General features: G+C 69.2%; 12 protein-coding genes and 1 pseudogene. 6 read left to right on the forward strand and 7 right to left on the reverse strand.

Features of this window, described 5'->3' with window-relative positions:
* Window positions 1-11: 11 nt before the first annotated feature.
* Window positions 12-3131 carry a discoidin domain-containing protein gene (locus AC3A5T_RS10460; protein ID WP_487628514.1) on the reverse strand — a complete coding sequence of 1040 codons (3120 nt, stop codon included), beginning with the start codon at window positions 3129-3131 and terminating at the stop codon, window positions 12-14.
* 253 nt (window positions 3132-3384) lie between these two features.
* Between AC3A5T_RS10460 and AC3A5T_RS10465 the strand changes: the two genes are divergently transcribed.
* Window positions 3385-4347 carry a glutathione S-transferase family protein gene (locus AC3A5T_RS10465; RefSeq protein WP_487628515.1) on the forward strand — a complete coding sequence of 321 codons (963 nt, stop codon included), beginning with the start codon at window positions 3385-3387 and terminating at the stop codon, window positions 4345-4347.
* A 119-nt stretch (window positions 4348-4466) separates the two neighbouring features.
* Here the strand turns inward: AC3A5T_RS10465 and gloA2 are convergent.
* Both gloA2 and AC3A5T_RS10475 read right to left on the reverse strand, forming a co-directional pair.
* Window positions 4467-4847: pseudogene (gloA2, locus tag AC3A5T_RS10470) on the reverse strand (SMU1112c/YaeR family gloxylase I-like metalloprotein); the annotation flags it as partial.
* Between the two features lie 2 nt (window positions 4848-4849).
* Window positions 4850-5752: a dienelactone hydrolase family protein gene (locus AC3A5T_RS10475; RefSeq protein WP_487628516.1), complete on the reverse strand. Its 903-nt coding sequence runs from the start codon at window positions 5750-5752 to the stop codon at window positions 4850-4852.
* Window positions 5753-5954: 202 nt separating this feature from the next.
* Here AC3A5T_RS10475 and AC3A5T_RS10480 point away from each other — a divergent pair, with 202 nt between their 5' ends.
* Window positions 5955-8750, forward strand: coding sequence for a TonB-dependent receptor (locus AC3A5T_RS10480; protein WP_487628517.1), 2796 nt, complete (start codon window positions 5955-5957; stop codon window positions 8748-8750).
* A gap of 76 nt (window positions 8751-8826) precedes the next feature.
* Here AC3A5T_RS10480 and AC3A5T_RS10485 read toward each other — a convergent pair whose 3' ends face one another.
* Together AC3A5T_RS10485 and AC3A5T_RS10490 are read right to left on the reverse strand one after the other, a co-directional pair.
* Window positions 8827-9759 carry a M14 family metallopeptidase gene (locus AC3A5T_RS10485; RefSeq protein ID WP_487628518.1) on the reverse strand — a complete coding sequence of 311 codons (933 nt, stop codon included), beginning with the start codon at window positions 9757-9759 and terminating at the stop codon, window positions 8827-8829.
* Between the two features lie 61 nt (window positions 9760-9820).
* Window positions 9821-12706: an EAL domain-containing protein gene (locus AC3A5T_RS10490; RefSeq protein WP_487628519.1), complete on the reverse strand. Its 2886-nt coding sequence runs from the start codon at window positions 12704-12706 to the stop codon at window positions 9821-9823.
* Window positions 12707-12849: 143 nt separating this feature from the next.
* On the opposite strand from AC3A5T_RS10490, the gene AC3A5T_RS10495 reads away from it, so the two are divergent.
* From AC3A5T_RS10495 to AC3A5T_RS10510, 4 genes are read left to right on the forward strand one after another with little or no spacing between them, the layout of a single operon-like run.
* The gene (locus AC3A5T_RS10495) at window positions 12850-13416 is read left to right on the forward strand and encodes an RNA polymerase sigma factor (protein WP_487628533.1); all 567 of its coding nucleotides are present in this window, start codon (window positions 12850-12852) and stop codon (window positions 13414-13416) included.
* The gene (locus AC3A5T_RS10500) at window positions 13413-14426 is read left to right on the forward strand and encodes a hypothetical protein (protein ID WP_487628520.1); all 1014 of its coding nucleotides are present in this window, start codon (window positions 13413-13415) and stop codon (window positions 14424-14426) included. Before AC3A5T_RS10495 ends, AC3A5T_RS10500 begins: the two co-directional genes overlap by 4 nt.
* Window positions 14426-15016: an IMPACT family protein gene (locus AC3A5T_RS10505; RefSeq protein WP_487628521.1), complete on the forward strand. Its 591-nt coding sequence runs from the start codon at window positions 14426-14428 to the stop codon at window positions 15014-15016. Before AC3A5T_RS10500 ends, AC3A5T_RS10505 begins: the two co-directional genes overlap by 1 nt.
* A complete protein-coding gene (locus AC3A5T_RS10510; protein ID WP_487628522.1) occupies window positions 15016-16794 on the forward strand; it encodes an ABC transporter transmembrane domain-containing protein in 1779 nt (592 codons plus the stop codon). Before AC3A5T_RS10505 ends, AC3A5T_RS10510 begins: the two co-directional genes overlap by 1 nt.
* On the opposite strand, the gene AC3A5T_RS10515 is transcribed toward AC3A5T_RS10510, so the two are convergent.
* Window positions 16784-18283 carry a DUF2867 domain-containing protein gene (locus tag AC3A5T_RS10515; RefSeq protein ID WP_487628534.1) on the reverse strand — a complete coding sequence of 500 codons (1500 nt, stop codon included), beginning with the start codon at window positions 18281-18283 and terminating at the stop codon, window positions 16784-16786. The genes AC3A5T_RS10510 and AC3A5T_RS10515 overlap by 11 nt on opposite strands.
* Window positions 18284-18288: 5 nt before the next feature.
* The gene (locus AC3A5T_RS10520; protein ID WP_487628523.1) at window positions 18289-18591 is read right to left on the reverse strand and encodes a metalloregulator ArsR/SmtB family transcription factor; all 303 of its coding nucleotides are present in this window, start codon (window positions 18589-18591) and stop codon (window positions 18289-18291) included.
* Window positions 18592-18941: the final 350 nt, after the last annotated feature.

Consider the following 18941-nt stretch of genomic DNA (forward strand, 5'->3'; position numbering starts at 1 on the left):
CCAGCTCGGCCTCAGTTCGTGGACCAGTCCGCTTCGAGTGTGCGGAACGACGCCGGCAGGGTGACGCCCTGCGCGTCGTAGTCGCGCGTCTCCACGCCGTCGACGCGCACCCGCTGCGGCCGCATGCGCTGCGGCCATGCGAGATGCACGGTGCTGCCCGCACGCAATCCGTCGCCGAGTGCGACGTCGAGGCGCGCGGCATCGCCACGCGCATGCAGGGTCAACGGTCCGTAGGCCGTCGGCAGCGCATCGAGTCGCAGGCCCTCGCCCGCCAGCCAGTCGGTCGGCGTGCCGGGCAGCAACTGCAACACGGTGTCCTCCTCGCGCATCAGCATGCCGAACACCGCACGCGCGTATTCGGCGCCGATCCAGGTGTGCGGCATGTCGCCGAGATAGCGCGGGAAGCGCAGCCGCGAATGCACGACCTCGCCCCAGACGTGCCATGGCTGCGGGCGCCGGTCGTCGAGCATGCGCGAGAGCAACTCCCATGCGGCATCGGGCTGGTCCAGATGGACGAAGGTCAGCACGTTGCGCAGTTCGTAGGGCGAGTACGCGTACAGCGCATCGGGCGCGCCATTGCGGCGGAAGTCGGCGAGATAGCGGTCGAAGGTGTTGCGCAGCGCGTCGGCAGGCAGCAGGTCCTGCTGGCCGGTTGGGTCGAGCGCGATCGAGACGCTGGTGGGATCGTTGCCACCGAGATCGGCCGCCGCGGGCACGGTGTCCTGGCCGCTCCAGGCCATCGTCGCGCGGATCGACGCGGCGACGTCGGTCCGCAGCGCGTCGTATTGCGCGCGCGCCCAGCTGGCGGTTTCCGCATCGCCCAGTTGTTCGGCGAGCCAGGCGCCGTCATGCCAGCCCTTGAGCGCCCAGTAGTCGTCCCAGTAACTGTGCGTCGGACTGGAATAGCCTTCGTGGCTGATCGACGGCGCGATGATGCCGCGGAAGCGCTCGGGTGCGGGGGAATCGGCCATGTAGCCCGGCGCCAGCGTGCGCTCGCGCAGCGTCTGCAGGAACCGCATCGCGGACGTCACCTGCGGCAGGTAGTCGCGCACCGTCTCCGGCCCACCGTCAAGACGCGCGACATCGGCCACGAGTGCGATGTACTGACCCTGCGCGTCGAACTCGATGTCGGAACCGAAGCCGGTGAACAACGTGCCGTCGTCGTTGATGATCGGCGAGACCAGACCGGACTCGCGCACCGCGTGATCGGTGTACCAGCGCAGGAAATCGCGGGCCACATCGGCCTGGCCCATGCGCAGCAGCACCGCGGCGGTCGCCGCGCCATCGCGGATGAAGGAGCGGTCGTAGTTGCGCGGGCCCGGCTGCATCGCCTGACCGGTGCGGTTGATCAGCATGTAGGCCGCCTGCGTGCGCAGCGCATCGACCATGTCGGCGTCGGGCAATGCGATGTGCACGTCGCCGAAGCGTGCGCGCCAGTCGTCGGCGACGTCCGCGGCCAACGCATCGAAACTCGCGTCGGGCGTCGCGGCGACCTGCAGCGTCGCCGGCACCAGCGCCGGCGCTTCGGGCAGCGGGCCGTGATTGCGGTCCGTGCGCGTGATGCCGAGCGGAAACGCGACGACGACCGATTCGCTGGCGCCCGGCGCGAGCCGCATGCGGTAGCCGAGCAGCGATGCGGCGAGGCCCGCATCATCGTGTGCGGACTGTGCATCCGGCGCGGTGCCGGCTGCGGCATGCGGCGTGAGTTCACTCGCGCCGTCTTCGCCGAACGGCGCCGCGCCCTGGTGCGTCGGCGGTGTCAGCGACGTCAACAGCGTGCGGTCGTTGACGCGGACCGCGGTGCCGAGTGGATCGGCAGCGATCGCGATCTCGCGGATCGGCGACAGCCCGCCGTTCTGCCATGGCGGATTCATCTGCATCGGTCGCACCAGCAGCGACAGCGTGCCGTCGATCGCGGTCGCGCCGCGGTTGGTCACGCGATGCCGCAGCAAGGTGACCGGCTGGCCGTCGAGCATCGCAGTGAAGGTCTCGCTGCGCACGGCGATGTCCGGTGTCGCGGTCCAGTCGACGGCCGGCATCGGCATCCAGCGCTCGCGCAGCGTGTGCACCGGCGTACCGGTTGCCGCGCTGGCCGCGCCGCGCGCATCGCGCCAGATCGCCTGCACGAGCGGCGCGCCCTTCCAGGCTTCGAGATTGCCCCACTCGTCGAAGATCGATTTCTGCAGGCCGCCTTGCACGCCGACGACCGTCCAGTAGGTCTGCTGCATGCGCAGCGAGGGCAGAAACAACGCCGCGGTGCCGCGCGCCGCGGCCGCCTGATAGGCGCGCATCGGCGTCATCACGTCGCCCGGCCCGAGCAGCCGCAGGCGTGCGACGGCCGGCGGCGCACCGTCGCCGGCGGACACGCGCACGCGCAGTTCGCGCGCTTCCAGCGCGACCGGACTCGCCAGCGTCGACATGCCGCCGTCGCCGGGGAACGGATCGCGCGCCACGACCTGCCAATCGCCGGCGGCGTCGCGTGCCTCCAGCGTCGCGCCGCTGCGCGTGCCGGCCCATTCGACACGCAGGCCGGCAGTGGGCTGCGGCGATGCGAACGACAGCGCAACACGTCCCGAATCCCCGTCCATCTCGACCGGTGCCGGCGACTCGTCTTTACGCCACACGCGTGCGTTGTCCGGATCGTCCAGGCCTTCGATACGCGGCGCCTCGGCGACCGGCAACGGTTCGAACTCGAAGATCGACACGCCCCAGTCCGACGTCTTCGGCAACGCCGCGAGGCGCAGCCAGCGCGCACGCACCGGCGCGAAGAACAGCGTCTCCACGCCGCCGAGCGAATCCGCCTGCACGTGCACATCGCGCCAGTCGCCTTCGCGCTCGGCCGCCTGCAACACGAAGCCTTCCGGATTGGCGAGATCCCAACGGATACGCATGCCACCGATCTCGGCTGCGCGTCCCAGATCGACCTGGAACCAGTGCCCGGCGCTGAACGCGCCGCCGGTCTTCGTGGCCGGATCACCGTCGATCAGATGACCGATCGCCTCGGCCTGCACCTGCGCCGACGAACTCGTCGCCGTCCACGCCGCGCGCGGCGGCAGGCCGTCCTGCGCGAGCGCCGACGCGCCGACCAGCGCACACACCACACCACCCAGCCACCGCACCCGATTCCGCATCGCGCACCCATCCTGTTGTCGCACGCCCTCCCCAGGGTCGCGACGCCGGCACGAGGGCCGGCGCGATCGGGAGCGTAACCGTTTTCAGTCGAGCCGGGCGACGGCCTGCCGCAGCCGGGATTCCGGTGCACGCGCCTCCCGAATGTGCTGTCTGCACGACTGAACACGCATTCGGGGACGTGGTCTTGACCCGGCATCGGCGAGGCTTGCCCCCCGCGCGCACCGCGCCGCAACCGCACAGGACATTGAACGCATGGGCATGCTGATCGAAGGCCGCTGGGAATCCAACGACGACAAGCTCGTCAGCGAGGACGGCACATTGCAACGGCCCGACTCGGCGTTCCGCAACTGGATCACGCCCGACGGCGCACCCGGTCCGACCGGCGAAGGCGGGTTCGCGGCCGAGCCCGGTCGCTATCACCTCTACGTGGCGCGGGCCTGCCCTTGGGCGCATCGCGCGACGCTGTTCCGCGAGCTCAAGGGCCTGCAGACGATGATCGGGCTGTCGGTCACGCACTGGCTGATGGCCGACGACGGCTGGACCTTCGCCACCGGCCCCGGCGTGATTCCCGATCCGCTGTACGGCGCCGAGACCGTCTGGCAACTCTACGTGCGCGCCGATCCCCGCTACACCGGACGCGTGACCGTGCCGGTGCTGTTGGACACGAAGCGCGAGACCATCGTCAGCAACGAATCGGCCGACATCATCCGCATGTTCAACAGCGCGTTCGACGGCGTCGGCGCGACACCCGGCGACTACGCGCCGGCGGCGCTGCTTGGCGAGATCGACGCGCTCAACGACCGCATCTACGACGGCCTCAACAACGGCGTGTACAAGGCGGGCTTCGCGACCAGCCAGTCCGCCTACGACGAGGCCGTGCGCGGCGTGTTCGAGACGCTCGACTGGCTGGAATCGCATCTGTCCGGCCGGACCTGGCTGTGCGGTGACGTGCAGACCGAAGCCGACTGGCGTCTGTTCACCACCCTGCTCCGCTTCGACGCGGTCTACCACGGGCACTTCAAGTGCAATCTGCGGCAGCTCAAGGACTACCCGGTGCTGTCGGCGTACACGCAGCGGCTCTACGCCGAGCCGGCGGTCGCGCCGACAGTGAACTTCGACCACATCCGTCGCCACTACTACCAGAGCCATCGCCAGATCAATCCGACCGGCATCGTGCCGGTCGGCCCGGAATCGGTGTTTCGGGTCGCGTTCTGAGTCAACTGCCGCGCGGTGCGTCGACGACCTGCGGCGTGCGCAGCGGCACACCGTCGGCATCGAAGAACGCCCGGTTGCGCAGGCCGCGCAGTCTCGCCGCGAGCAGGCGCAGGCGCGGCGACCTCGTAGAGTTCCAGCGGCAGGCCGTCGGGATCGGCGAAGAACACGAAGCGCTGGCTGGTATACGGATCGACGCGCACCGGTTCCAGCACGACGCCACGCGCGGTCAGGCGTGCGCAGGCCGCGTCGATGTCATCGACGGCGAACGCGAGATGGCGCAGGCCGCGCGCTTCCGGCCACGACGGTCGCGCCGGTGCATCCGGGAACGAGAACAGCTCGACCTGCCCGCCGTCGGGCAGCGCAAGATCGAGCTTCCAGGACCGCCGCTCATCGCGGTAATGCTCGCCCAGCACGCGCAGGCCCAGCGTTTCGACGTAGAACGCTTTCGACACCGCGTAGTCGCTGCAGATCACCGCGACATGGTGGATACCGCGCAGCATCGTCAGGCCGGCACTTTCAGCGTGCGTGCGAACAGCGCCAGCATCTTAGACCACGCCTCCTTGGCGGCCGCTTCGTCGTAGCGCGGCGTGGTGTCGTTGTTGAAGCCGTGTTCGGTAACGGCCGGCTGGTACAGCGCGAACGTCTTGCCGGCCGCCTTCAATGCGGCTTCGTAGTCCGGCCATTGCGCATTGACGCGCGCATCGTTGGACGCCAGCACCACCAGCAGTTCCGCGGTGATCTTCGGCACATCCGCCAGCGGCGCGGCCGGTCCGTAGAACGGCACCGCGGCGCGCAGCGTCGGCAGCTGCGTCGCCAGCCAGTTGGCCATGCCACCGCCGTAGCAGAAGCCGACGACACCGAGATGACCGTTGCCGCCCTCGATCGCCTGCAACCAGCCCGCAGCGGCGACGAAATCCTGCCGCGCCGCGTCCTGGTCCAGCGTCGCGAACAGGGCGCGCGCGGCGTCTTCCCCGCCGGGATAGCCGCCCTTGGGAAACAGCGCGTCCGGCGCGAACGCGATGTAGCCCTCGAGCGCGATGCGCCGCGCCACATCCTCGATATGCGGATTGAGGCCGCGGTTCTCGTGCACCACCAGCACCAGCGGCAGCGGGCCGCTCGCCCCGGCCGGCTGCGCGAGATAGCCGCGGCCGCGGCCATTGCCGTTGGGCGAATCGAATTCCACGTGGCGCGTCTGCAGGCGCGCATCATCCGGCGCGATCTGCTGCGCGCTCGCGAACTGCGGGCTCAGCGCGGCCAGCAGCCCCACAGCGCCCGCGGCGCCGGCGATACGGCCCGCGCGCGTCAGGAAGCCGCGACGATCGATCGCGCCGTGCACGTAGTCGTCGAACAACGCGAGGACGTCGGGATCGAAATCGCGTGCGGTCTGTTTCGGCGGTGTGGCCATGACGGGCTCCTGCGGCGGATCGGGCCTCGATGGTAATCGCCGCACGTGACGTGCGGCGTGCACCGTCTGCAACGCCGCGTTGCACCGCAACAAAACTTCAATACATCGTCGTTAGCCTCCGGCCCCGGTCGCACGTCGGCCCATCGCGTCGCGTGCAAGCGCACGGCGCGCTCGTCCATCCGTCTCAAGGGGAATACCTGGCATGAAGTCCTACCACCCGGCGCGCCGCGCGTCCGGGCCGCGCCCGCGCTGCCTGAGCCGCAGCATCCACTTCCTTCTCGTCGGCGGCATGGTCGCCATGCCGACGCTCGCCCTCGCGCAGGACGCGCCGGCAGCCGACGACATCCAGGCACTGGACGCCGTCTCGGTCACCGGCAGCTACAGTCGCAGCCTCGAACAGGCCGTCGATCTGAAGCGCGACAACGTGGGCTTCTCCGATTCGATCGTTGCCACCGACGTCGCCGATTTCCCCGAACAGAATCTCGCCGAGGCGCTGCAGCGCATGCCCGGCGTCACCATCGAACGCAACAAGGGCCTGGGCTCGCGCGTCAACGTGCGCGGCCTGCCGTCCGACTACACGCATGTCTCGATCAACGATCTCGCCACGGCGTCGGGCAGCGGCGGCCGCGAGGTGGAATTCGACATCTTCGCGTCGGAAATCATCCAGCAGGTCACCGTGCAGAAGTCGCCGACCGCAGCGGACGAGGAAGGCGGCATCGCCGGCTCGGTGAAGATCTCCACCGCGCGCCCGTTCGACTACAGCACGCGCCAACTGGTCGGCTCGGTCGAAGGCGCACACAACTCGATCTCCGAAGAGACCGATCCGAAGGTGTCTTTCCTCGCGTCCGACACCTGGGGCGACTGGGGCGCGCTGGTGTCGTTTTCCAAGGCCAAGCGTACCAACCGCACCGACGGCACGTCGGGCATCAACTTCCGTCCGATGTCGCGCTTCCTCGGCGCGTCCGGCGTGCGCGGGTCGCAGGCCGAAGCCGTGATCGAACGTGATACCGGTCGCCAGATCGGCAACCGCGCCAACACCGCCGAATCGAACCTGATCGTGTTCCAGGACAAGGTCGGCGACCGGGTGTTCCTCAACGAACAGGACAAGTGGGGCGCGACCGCGTCGCTGCAGTTCAAGCCGAGCAATGATTTCAGCCTGAGCTTCGACGCGCTGGTCGGCGGCTACGACGCGACCGAAGACGAGTACGACGCCGCCGCGTACTCCGCGTCGAGCCGCAGCACGCTCGAAACCATCCACGCCTACGACGACACCACACTGGCCGAGCACGGCATCCTGGTGCTGCGCGACGTGTCCTACACCGCCACGCAGCACGAGTTCCTGAGCAAGGAACGCCGCAACGAAACCGACTTCCGCCAGTACAGCGCGGCGCTGGACTGGCGCGGCGACAGCTGGACCATCGACGCCCTGCTCGGCTACTCGGGCGCGAAGAAGACCCTCGACTACGCCAACCTCAAGCACGTGGCCTATGCGCCCTCGCGCACGCGCTGGACCGATCGCGCCGGCGAGACGATTCCGAGCGCGTCGTCGAACGGCTTCGACATGTACGACTCGCCCGAGCGCTACCTGTTCGAAGCCTACGAGACGACGCTCGAGCACATCAGCGACGACAAGTACGCCGCGCAGGTCAATGTGGGCAAGACGCTGGATCTCGCGTTCCTGCCGGCGCTGCGCAGCATCCGCTTCGGCGTGCGCCACACCGACAAGTCCAAGGAACGCCAGTACGGCGAAGCCAAGATCGGCGGCCCCTCAGCCAGCAACAACAGCTGGGTCAACACGCGCACGCTGGCCGACAGCCAGTTGCAGCCGATCGGCAGCATCGTGCCCGGCGGCGCCTACACCGCGCGCGATCTCGACTGGCAGATGGTCGGCAACGACTACGCACGCGACACCTTCCGCTATGCAGGCTTCTCGACGCCGTTCGACGACGCCCAGTACTACCGCGTCGACGAACAGGCGACCGCGCTGTATGCAATGACGGATTTCTCTTTCGACCTCGGTCGCGTACCGGTCGACATCAACGCCGGCGTGCGCTGGGTCGACACCTCGGTGACGTCGTTCGGCTATCACCCGGTGCAGAACCCGGACGGCAGCACCGGCTACACCGACACGCCGGTGTCGATGGACGGCGACTACAGCGACGTGCTGCCCAGCCTCAACATCACCGCCGAGCTGCGCGACGGGCTGTTGCTGCGCGCCGCTGCGTCGCAGACGCTGATCCGCCCGGCGATGACCGACATCGCCTACAAGCGCACGGCGAGCTGGAGTTCCTACCGCTTCACCGACGGCAATCCGGCGCTCAAGCCGACCTATGCCGACCAGTGGGAAGTGGGCTTGGAGCAGTATCTCGACAATGGTGGTCTGCTTGCCGCGTCGTACTTCCGCAAGAAGATCGACGGCGTGGTGATCAACGCACTGACCGGCGTGGTCGAGGACGTGCCGGTCTACAACGCCAACGGCACGCTCAACGGCATCTTCGATTTCGACGTCTACCAGCCGGTCAATGCGGCGGGCGCCTACGAGGTCGACGGCATCGAGCTCATCGCCCAGTTGCCGCTGACGATGCTGCATCCGGCGCTGGAAGGGTTCGGCATCAACGCCAACTACACGATGCTCGACAGCTCGCTGGCCGGCGAATCCGACCTCGGCATCCAGACGCCGATGCCCGGCCTGGCCGAGAAGACCTGGAACCTCACCGCGTATTACGAGAACGACCGCTTCGACGCGCGCGTGTCCTACAACCACAAGAGCGAGTACGTGGAATCGATCGGCTACAACATGTATCCGATCTACCGCGACGGCTACGGCCAGCTCGATGTATCGATCGGCCTGCGTCTGGCCGACAACCTCAAACTGAGCCTCAAGGGCATCAACATGACGGACGAGGCGACGACCGGCTACACCATGGATCCGTCGTTCCCGACGATGTACGAACTGTCGGGCCGCCGCATCTCGCTGGGGCTGCGCGCGGATTTCTGAGTCCGGCTGCGCAGGCAACATGGAAAAGGCCACCGCTTGCGGTGGCCTTTTCTTTCACTCCGCGAAACGAGCGCGGTCAGCGATGCGCCAGCGCGTAATCCAGTGCGGCCACGATCGATGCCACCTGCGCGGCATTGCATTCGGTCGGCGTCGTGCGCGGGCTGTCGGGATAGACCTCGGTCGTGGTCACGTACTGCGCGCCGGTGATGCCGGCGCACAGGCCGAGCTGCTCCAGCGGGTACTCGATCACGCCGTGGGCGACAACGGGCGAACCGATCATCTCGCCGTCCGCATCGGCCGGCGCGATGTGGGTCACCTGCTCCACCGCGGCGATGACCGCCTGCTGGAACGCGGGCTGCGGGCGCTCGCTGTCGTCGACCAGATAGAAGCCGTCGGGGATGCCGCCCGGCTCGAAGGCCACCCCGTCACGCGCGGCCAGTGCGGGACGGAACTCGGATTCGTCGGTGTCGGTGGTCTCGTGCAGATCCACATGCACCAGCACGGTGCCCCGCAGCGGCGTGAGCAGCGCGACCAGCGCGGCTGACTCTTTCGCCGGGCTGCCGGCGCGGAACGCGCGGTTCGGATCGATCGCGTCGATGTTCCAGCGCTGCACGTGTTCGTAGCCCCAGGGGCTGACGCAGGGCACGACCAGCAGATTGATCCGGCCGGCGTAGTTCCGGGCCACCGTTTCGACGAAATCCAGTGCGCCTTCGATGCCGCTGGTCTCGTAGCCGTGCACGCCACCGGTGATCACGCCGATCGGCAGATCGTGATTCCAGTCGCGGCTGCGGATCGCGAGCAGCGGATACCGGCCGCCGCCTTCGCGCCCGCTGTAATCGAGGGTGTCGTAGGTCTCGACGTCGAAGCGGTCGCGCAGCGCATCGATCCGCGTCACGACATCGTCGGCGTGGCTGCGCTGCCGCACCTGACGGGCCCGCCAAGCCGCGCGTTCGGCATCGCCCCAGGACTGGCCGGGGGTGCCGATCGGATAGAACGGGGTCTGCTGCATGACGTGCTCCGGCGTTCGAAAAATCGCGGGCACTCTAGCATCGCGTCCTGGAACCGCAGGCTCAGACCGGCGCAGGCCGTCCATAAAGATAGCCCTGCCCGTACTGGCAGCCGAGTTCGTCGAGCATGTCGCGCTGCGCCTGCGTTTCCACGCCTTCGGCGATCGTGTCGATGCCGAGCGTGCCGGCGAGCGCGAGGATCGCGCGGACTAGGGCCAGGCTCTCCGCGTGCAGGTCGCTGCCCAGGCCCTGCACGAAGCTCTGGTCGATCTTCAGCGCCTGGATCGGGAAACGATGCAGGTACGACAGCGCCGAGAAACCGGTGCCGAAATCGTCCAGCAGCGCCAGCACGCCCCGCTCGCGCAGCAGACTCAGCATGCGCAGCGCCCGTGGCGCATCGTCGAGCAGTGCGACCTCGGTGATCTCGATGCGTAGGCGCGATGGATCGGCGCCAGCTCCATCCACCAGCAGCATCAGTCGCTCGACGAAATCGTCGGAGCGGAAATGGCGCGGCGAGACGTTGATCGACACGTAACCCGGCGCGTTCGATCCCGCCATGATGCCGATGACCTTGCGGTACATCAGCCAGTCGACCTGTTCGATCAGACCGCTGTCTTCGCCCACGCCGATGAAGTCGGCCGGCGGCAGGATGCCGTGCAGCTCGTGGCGCCAGCGCAGCAGGGCTTCGTGGCCGATCACCGCGCCGTCGGTCAGGCGCACGATCGGCTGGAAGAACGGTTCGAACGCGTCCTGCAGGATCGCCCGGCGCAGATCCGCTTCGAGATCGAGCAGACGCGTCGCCTCGGCGCGCATCGCCTCGTCGAAACGTTCGCTGCGGTCGCGGCCGCAGGCCTTGGCCCGATACATCGCCGCGTCCGCGTCGCGCAGCAGGCCATCGCCGTCGGCGCCCGCATGCGACATCGCGATGCCGATGCTGCCCGAGGGATACAGCTCGCGACCGGCCACCCACATCGGCCGCGACAGCGTCGCCAGCAGCGCAGCGGCCATCGTGTCGGCGACGCCCGCGTCGTCGACGCCTCCGAGCACCAGTGCGAACTCGTCGCCGCCCAGTCGCGCGGCCATGTCCTGCGGACCGAGCAGCGCCGAGATGCGTTGCGCGATCTCGACCAGCATCGCGTCGCCGGCGGCGTGGCCGACGCTGTCGTTGACCAGCTTGAAGCGGTCGAGATCGAGGAACAGCACCGCGAACGGCTCCTGCCGACTCTCCGACGAGGCCAGCGCGGCATTGAGACGTTCGAGCAGCTGCACGCGGTTCGGCAGCCCGGTCAGCGGATCGTGACGCGCCTGGTGCACCAGCCGCTGCTGCGCCCGCACGCGCTCGCCGATCTGCGCGCGCAGTTCGCGGTTGGCCTCTTCCAGCTCGCGTGTGCGCGCGTCGACGCGGAACTCGAGTTCGGTGTGCGCGGCCTTCAGCGCTTCCTGCGCGCGCTTGCGCTCCAGCGCGCTGTCGATGTGATGCGCAACGAAGGTCAGCAGCGCCTGGTCGCTGTGCGCGAAGCTGATCTCGGGATCGTAGCTCTGCACCGCGATCACGCCGACCGGCCGGCCATCGCGGCTCAGCGGCACGCCCAGCCAGCACTGCGCCTGGGTGCCGCGGCTCTGCAGTTCGCCACTGGCTTCCAGCAGCACGATGCTCTCGCGCCGTGCGAGCAACGGTTCGCCGCTGTCGATGACGTATTCGGTCAGGCCGTTGGCCCGTTCGCGTGGACGCCGCGCCACATCGCGCTCGTCGACCGAATACGGAAACTCGAGGCGCTGGCCGTCCTGGCTCAGCATCGCGATGTAGAAATTCCGCGCGTACAGCAGCTCGCCGACGATCGCGTGCAGATCCGCATAAAAGCGTTCGACGCTGCCGGCCGCGACCGAGAGCTCGCTGATCCGGTACAGCGCCCGCTGCAGCCGCTCGGCGCGGGCGCGCTCGGTGATCTGCGCCTGCAGGCCGAAGTTCGCTTCCTGCAGTTCTTGGGTGCGCGAATCGACGCGCCGCTCGAGTTCGGCATGCGCCTGCTTGCGGTCGAGCGCGGTGAGGATGTGCTGGGCCACGAATTCGAGCAGCGCCCGGTCGTCCTGGCTGTAGCGGTCCGGCCGGTCGTAGCTCTGCACGACGATCGCGCCGCACACGCGCCCGTCGCGGCGCAGCGGCACGCCCAGCCAGTCGGCGCTGTCGGGGCCGTGGAGCAGATCGCCGTCGTCGACGCCATGGGCACGCCGCAGCTGTGCCGACGGTCCCAGCATCGGCTGGCCTTCGCGCAACAGCGCGATGGTCAGGCTGTTGGGCATGTCGCTGACGTGCAGCTCCTGCTCGGGATCGGCGACCCAGGGATCGAGCGCGTCGACGAAGTACAGGAACCGCAAGGTCTCGCTGAGATCGTCATAGAGCACGATGTAGAAATTCTCGGCGGTCATCAGGCCGCCGACGACGCCGTGGATGCGCGCCAGCACCTCCCCCATCTCCAGCGACGAGCCTGCCAGGTCGGCGATCTCGTACAGGGCCTGTTGCAGCCGTTCGGAGCGCTGCAGGGTCGCGACGATGTGTTCGGTGGCCAGCGCGTCGAGCGCAGCGAGCAGGCTGTTCGCCGCCAGCCGCGCCCAGGCGGTGCACATCGCATCGTCGTGCGCCGCGTCGATGGCGACCGCGACGCGCGCGCCGCCGCGTGTCGCGCGCAGGACGTACGCGCCTTCCGCATTCGCATCGTCGTCGAGCGCGTCCTGCGCGGTGTCCGCCAGCGCAGCGGACGCGGCCCGTGCGTGGATCGCGCCGCGACCGCCGTAGGGACAGTGCCAGGCGATCGCGAGCGCCAGCCCGTCGGGCGCGGTGGCGAGAATCTCCCGCGCACGCGCCGCCGCGTCGGCGGACGGCTGGGCGGGCGATTCCGGAAGCTGGCGATCGGACACGGGAACTTTGCAGGCCTTGGCTGACACGAGCATAACCAAATCGTCACATCGATCCGTGCCGGCGACCCCATCTGCGACATCCGCACGTTCGACCGTCCATGCACGCGCACGTCGCTCCCGCGTTTCCGATCCGTCCGGTCTTCCCGGCCACGTCCGCAGCACGTAACCTGCAGGCCATGCCCGACATCGCCAGCCAGCAGGAGCCGCCCGGCGACGATGCCCTGATGCAGGCATGGGTCGCGGGCGATGTCGCGGCGTTCGAGACGCTCTACCGCCGTCATCGCGACAAGCTCTACCGGTTTCTCGTGCGCCAGCTGCGTAATGGCGCGCTGGCCGAGGAGGTGTTCCAGGACATCTGGCAGCGCGTGATCGCCGCGCGCGCCGACTGGAAACCGGACGCGATGTTCACGACCTGGCTCTACCGCATTGCCCACAATCGTCTCGCCGATCACTGGCGCGCTGCGCAGCACCGGCCGCCGCCGCCCGAGGATGCGGACCTGCGCACCGCGCGGATCGTCGATCCCGATTCGCCCGAACGGCAGCGCTCCGAGTTCGAGCAGCGTCGCCAGCTGCAACTCGCACTGGAAGCGTTGCCGGACGAGCAGCGCGAAGTCGTGCTGCTGCGGCTGGAACAGGAACTGACGCTGGAGGAGATCGGCGAGATCACCGGCGTCGGCCGCGAAACCGTGAAATCGCGACTGCGCTACGCGATGGACAAACTGCGCACGCTGCTGAACCCATGAACCGACCCGACCGCGAACCGCTGACGCCCGAAGAACGCATGCTGGCCGACCGCCTGGCACGCGACGGCAGTGCCGCGTCGCCGTCGCCCGCGCTCGATGCGGCGATCCTCGGCGCTGCCCGAGAGGCCGCAGGCGCAACACCCGCGCAGGCGCCGACGGCCGTCGCGCACCGACGGGTGCCCCCGCGTCGCCGTCGCTGGCCGTTCGCTGCCGGCATCGCTGCATCGCTGGCATTGGCGATCGGCATCGCGTGGCAGTTGCGTCCAGTGCCCGACACCGAAATGCGAGCAGCGTCCGAGATGCCTGCGGCTGCACCCGCGGCGGACATCGCGCCAGCGCCCGAAGCGATGCGTTCTCGCGAGATCCCGGCACCGCCGCTCGCCGAACCTGCGCCGCCGCCCGCGCAAGTCGTCACCGACGCACCGGCACATGAGGCGCCTGCCGCAGGCGCAACGCCGGCGGCTGCACCGACACGCAAGGAGACGGTGAGCGCCGAGTCCGCGGACAACGCGTCTTCGGCTTCAGCCGCAAACGTGCAGGCGCCGGCCGAGCGACCGACCGCGTTCGGGGCCGACATGCATCCGGCCGCCGCACCGCCGCCACAGGCTGCGATCCCCGCCGCCGCCCAGTCGGTGCCCGCACCGCCAGCACCTGCGCCTGCACGCGCGCCACCACCGGCCCCACCCTCGCCGCCCGCGTCCGCGCCCATGCAGGCGCCCACTGAATCAGCGGCGCGTCGCGCGGCGCCAGCAGCGCCCGCGCCTGCGGCTGCACGCCAGACACGCGCGGAATCGCAGGCGATGGTGCTGGACTCGATCGACGACGGGCCCGACGACGGCGATCCGCCCGCGTCGGCCGATGCACCCGAAGTCCGCGCCGCATGGCTGGCGCGGGTGCGCGAACTGCTCGATGCCGGCCGCATTGGCGAGGCCAAGGCCAGCCTGGCCGAGTTCCACCGTCGGCATCCGCAGGCCGAGCTGCCACCGGACCTGCGCGCGTTGCTGGACTGATGCCGCTCGACACGCTCGCAGGTCCGGTCGACCACACGCTCGAGGTCAAGCACAGCCGCTTCATCGCATACGCGGCGCCGGTCGACGATGCCGATGCCGCGGCCGCTTTCATGCAGCAGGTGCACGTCGCCGATGCCACCCACAACTGCTGGGCCTGGCGCATCGGTGACCAGTACCGCTCCAGCGACGATGGTGAGCCGGCCGGCACGGCCGGTCGACCGATCCTCGCCGCGATCGATGGCCAGGGCTTCGACCGCATCGCGGTCGTCGTCGTGCGCTGGTACGGCGGCATCAAGCTCGGCGCCGGCGGGCTCGTTCGCGCCTACGGCGGCTGCGCTGCCGAGTGCCTGCGCATCGCGCCCCGCGTCGCGCTGGTCGAGATGGCGACGCTGCGGCTGCACGCGCCGTTCGACGCGATCGGCAGCGTGCACGCCGCGCTGTCGCGCGCGCTCGCGGTCAAACGCGAAGAGATCTTCGACACCCGCGGCGTGTCGGTGGTGCTGGACCTGCCGGCGGATCGCGTCGACGACTTGAAAACCCGTCTGCGCGATGCCACCCGTGATCGGGTCCGCATCGACGACAATGGCTGATGGCATTCCAATCCCCCCGCACGACGCCTGACGCCGGCGCACCGAAGGCGCGCATCGGCGCGCTGAAGACCCTGTGGCCGTTCGTGATGCGCCAGCGCGGCCTGTTCGCCGCCTGGATGGTCGCGCTCGCGCTGTCGTCGGCGGCGACGCTGAGCCTGCCGATGGCGGTCAAGCAGATGATCGACCACGGCTTCACCGGCGGCGACCAGATCGATCGCGCGTTCGCGCTGCTGCTGCTCGTCGCGGTCGCGCTGGCGGTGTTCACCGCGGCGCGGTTCTTCTTCGTGTCGCTGCTCGGCGAGCGCGTCGTCGCCGATCTGCGCAACCGGCTTTACGGCCATCTGCTGGATCTCGACCAGACCTTCTTCGAACAGACCCGCAGCGGCGATCTGGTCTCGCGCCTGAGCGCGGACACCGAACTGCTGCGCGCGGTCGTCGGTTCGACGATGTCGGTCGCGCTGCGCAGCACGGTGATGGTGATCGGCAGCGTCGCGATGCTGGTGGTCACCAGTCCGCGGCTCGCGGCGTTCACCCTGATCGGCATTCCGCTGTTCGTGCTGCCGCTGGTGCTGGGCGGCCGCAAGCTGGCGAAGATCTCGCGCCAGAGCCAGGACCGCGTAGCCGATGCCAACGCGCTCGCCAACGAAACGCTGACCGCGATCCGCACCGTGCAGGCGCACGCGCGCGAACCTTGGGAGCGCGGACGCTTCGGCGATGCGGTCGCGCAGTCGGTCGCCACCGCGCGCCGGCGCATCGGCCTGCAGTCGATCATCACCGCGGTCGCGATCACGCTGATCTTCGGCGCGGTGACCGTGGTGCTGTGGTCGGGCGCGCACGACGTCATCGAAGGCCGCATGACCGCCGGCACGCTGGGCCAGTTCGTGCTCTATGCGCTGTTCGGCGCCGGCTCGGTCGGCGCGCTGGCGGAAGTCTGGAACGAGCTGCAACGCGCCGCCGGTGGCATGGGCCGGATCGGCGAACTGCTGGTCGAGCATCCCGGCATCCGCGCGCCCGACGCGCCGGTGACGTTGCCGGTGCCGGTCCGCGGCGCGCTGCGCTTCGAGGACGTGCGTTTCAACTATCCGTCGCGCCCGGATGCACCGGCGCTGGAACATTTCAGCCTGCACGTCGCACCCGGCGAGACCGTCGCACTGGTCGGCCCGTCGGGCGCCGGCAAGAGCACGGTGCTGTCGCTGCTGTTGCGCTTCCACGATCCGGCAGAAGGCAGGGTGTCGATCGACGGTGTCGACATCCGCGGGCTCGATCCCGCGGCGCTGCGCGATCACCTCGCGCTGGTGCCGCAGTCGCCGACGATCTTCGCCACGAGCGCGCGCGAGAACATCCGCTACGGGCGGCTCGATGCCAGCGACGCCGACATCGAAGCGGCGGCACGCGCGGCCGAGGCCGATGCCTTCATCCGCGACCTGCCCGACGGCTACGACGCCCAACTGGGTGAGCGCGGCGCGCGTCTGTCCGGCGGCCAGCAGCAGCGCATCGCGATCGCCCGCGCTCTGTTACGTGATGCACCGGTCCTGCTGCTCGACGAAGCGACGTCCGCGCTCGATGCGCAGAGCGAATTCGCGGTGCAGGAAGCGCTGGCGCGACTGATGGAAGGTCGCACGACGCTGGTCATCGCGCACCGGCTGGCGACCATCCTCAAGGCCGACCGCATCGTGGTCATGGACCGCGGTCGCATCGTCGCCCAGGGCACGCATGCGGACCTGCTGGCGCAGGGCGGCCTCTATGCGGAACTGGCGCGGCTGCAGTTCATCGACTGAGCCCGCGCACGCGCGAAGCGCTGGCCGCGTGTCGCCGTGCGCTCCCCTCCGCGCGTGCAGCGTCCAGGCCGCGCAACGATCGCACCGCGTGATCCGCGGCATGCCGCAGCATCGCCGGTGCGATATAGCGGCGGTGCACGCCGCTGATCGCCGCCATGTAGAGGCGTCCGAACGGATTGCGCGTGCGCACGCGCGTCGCCATCGAGCAGACGAACGCGCCATCGGCCTCGAGACGCACGCCGACACAGGTGCGGAACATCAGGTGCTTGTCGTCCGCGCCGAGGATGACTTCGACACGGCGCCCGTCGGCACTGCGGCGTTCGGACAGCACCGGATGCCGGCCGGCGAACTGCAGCGGTGCATCGGATGACAGCAGCGAGGACGCGGGACATCCGAGCGGCGAGGTGCGCAGCCCCACAGGGCGCACCAGCACGTTGCGCAGCGCCATCAATCGCGACACGCCATCGGGCGGATTCGCGACGAAGCCGGTCAGCAGATGCTCCATGACGTGCGCGGCTGTCGCACCGCGGACCTGCGCGCCCAGCCGCAGCGCCACCTGGTCTTCGTGCGCGAGCCGGCCGGGCAATTGCGACTGCAGCAGCGAATCCGCATCCACGCCGCTCGCGACGACATCGCGTCCGCCGCCGTTGTCCGCGCGGAAACCCGCAGCGACGCGGCGCTGCGCGATACCCGCGCGTAGACGTCCCATCGCGCCGCGCACCCCGGCGCAGAAGCGCGCGGCGATCGACGCCGGCGGCGCGTGCAGCGACAGCGCCGTGGTCGCGATCGACCCCGGGCTACGCCAGGCCGTATCGAGCAGCGCCTGCACCGCGGGCGGGAGCACGTCGGTCAGCGCAGGAATGTCGGCGGTATTGCCGAGCACGCGGGCCTGCGTCGCGGCATCGAGTCCGCCGGCGGTCTCGTCGGGATGACAGGACAGGGCGAACAAGGTGGGATGCGGGCCGCCCGGACGTGCGGCGATGAACTGGTGCCAGGTACCGCCGCCGAAACGTACCGAGAACAGGCAGTCCGGCGGCACCTCGACCACGTGCAGGGCATCGACGAACGCACGCGGATCGGCATCGATCTGCGCCTGCGACGCGGTCGAGAACCGCAGATGCGCGCCGGCGCTGCCGGACACTGCGGTGAACATGCGGTTGCCGGCGTGGCGGTGGAACGGGTGACCGTTCGCGCCGACGCCGAAGGTGTACAGCGACGACGGATCCCCACGCGCGAGATCCATCGCACCGAGTCGGGTCGACGGCTCGTCCAGCGCATCGACGAAGGCCGGATGCGCCCGCTGCCGACGCAGCGCATCGCCGATCGCGACATCGCCCTGTCCCGGCGCGAACTGCGCGATCAGCGTGACTTCGACCGGCAGTCTGCCGCAGTGGGACGGCAGACGCACCGACGGAAACGTCGACGACGCGCGGATCGCGGTGAACGCCGCACGCGGCGCCGCTGCAGTGCGCAGCGCATCGCCGGCCACCGCGTTCAAACCGCGCCCGCCTTGCGACGTTCGCGCTTGAGCGGACGCGCCACCGGGCACACCTCTGCCGCCCACGCGAAGATCGTGTTCGCCAGCCGGTCGGGCACCAGCCGGAAGAACACGAACTGGCCACGCTTCTCGCGCTCGATCAGACCGGCCTCTTCCAGCACCCGCAGATGCCCGGACAGCGCCGGCTTGCTGAACTCGAACCGCGCACCGATCTCGCCCGCGGTGAGTTCGCCGGCATTGAGATACGCCAGGATCTGGCGGCGCGGCGTCGATGCGAGGGCTTCGAAGACCCGTTCCATGGCGGCATCCAGTTAACTAATTACCTAATTAATTACGCCGTTGATGGTGGGGTGTCAAGTCTGTTCGATGTCTGCTGACGGCGGCGGCGCTTGGATCGGTGTTGGGCTGCGAGCAGTCGAGCGTGGGCTTGCTGCCTGCGTTGACTGCGCAGCGGCATGAGGTACGGCTGTGGCTATTTGGCTCCAGCTGCGGAGCGGTGGCTGCGGCTCTTGCTGTGCTTTTAGCTGTAGCTGTAGCTGTGGCTCTGGCCTTGGCTTCGAGCATTTGATCTCAATCGAGCCGTAAAGCGAGCCGAGCATCGCAGGGCGGCGGGGTCGAAGAGCAGCCCATGTCTGAGCGCAGCGAGTTT

This window comes from Luteimonas sp. Soil_C_16 (assembly GCF_057657295.1).

Excerpts from the sequence above, each read along its gene's own strand:
- AC3A5T_RS10490 (WP_487628519.1), bottom strand. The coding sequence starts at position 12,706 with ATGCTCGTGTCAGCCAAGGCCTGCAAAGTTCCCGTGTCCGATCGCCAG.
- AC3A5T_RS10480 (WP_487628517.1), top strand. The coding sequence starts at position 5,955 with ATGAAGTCCTACCACCCGGCGCGCCGCGCGTCCGGGCCGCGCCCGCGC.
- AC3A5T_RS10495 (WP_487628533.1), top strand. The coding sequence starts at position 12,850 with ATGCCCGACATCGCCAGCCAGCAGGAGCCGCCCGGCGACGATGCCCTG.
- AC3A5T_RS10520 (WP_487628523.1), bottom strand. The coding sequence starts at position 18,591 with ATGGAACGGGTCTTCGAAGCCCTCGCATCGACGCCGCGCCGCCAGATC.
- AC3A5T_RS10460 (WP_487628514.1), bottom strand. The coding sequence starts at position 3,131 with ATGCGGAATCGGGTGCGGTGGCTGGGTGGTGTGGTGTGTGCGCTGGTC.
- AC3A5T_RS10510 (WP_487628522.1), top strand. The coding sequence starts at position 15,016 with ATGGCATTCCAATCCCCCCGCACGACGCCTGACGCCGGCGCACCGAAG.
- AC3A5T_RS10505 (WP_487628521.1), top strand. The coding sequence starts at position 14,426 with ATGCCGCTCGACACGCTCGCAGGTCCGGTCGACCACACGCTCGAGGTC.
- AC3A5T_RS10485 (WP_487628518.1), bottom strand. The coding sequence starts at position 9,759 with ATGCAGCAGACCCCGTTCTATCCGATCGGCACCCCCGGCCAGTCCTGG.
- AC3A5T_RS10475 (WP_487628516.1), bottom strand. The coding sequence starts at position 5,752 with ATGGCCACACCGCCGAAACAGACCGCACGCGATTTCGATCCCGACGTC.
- AC3A5T_RS10500 (WP_487628520.1), top strand. The coding sequence starts at position 13,413 with ATGAACCGACCCGACCGCGAACCGCTGACGCCCGAAGAACGCATGCTG.
- AC3A5T_RS10465 (WP_487628515.1), top strand. The coding sequence starts at position 3,385 with ATGGGCATGCTGATCGAAGGCCGCTGGGAATCCAACGACGACAAGCTC.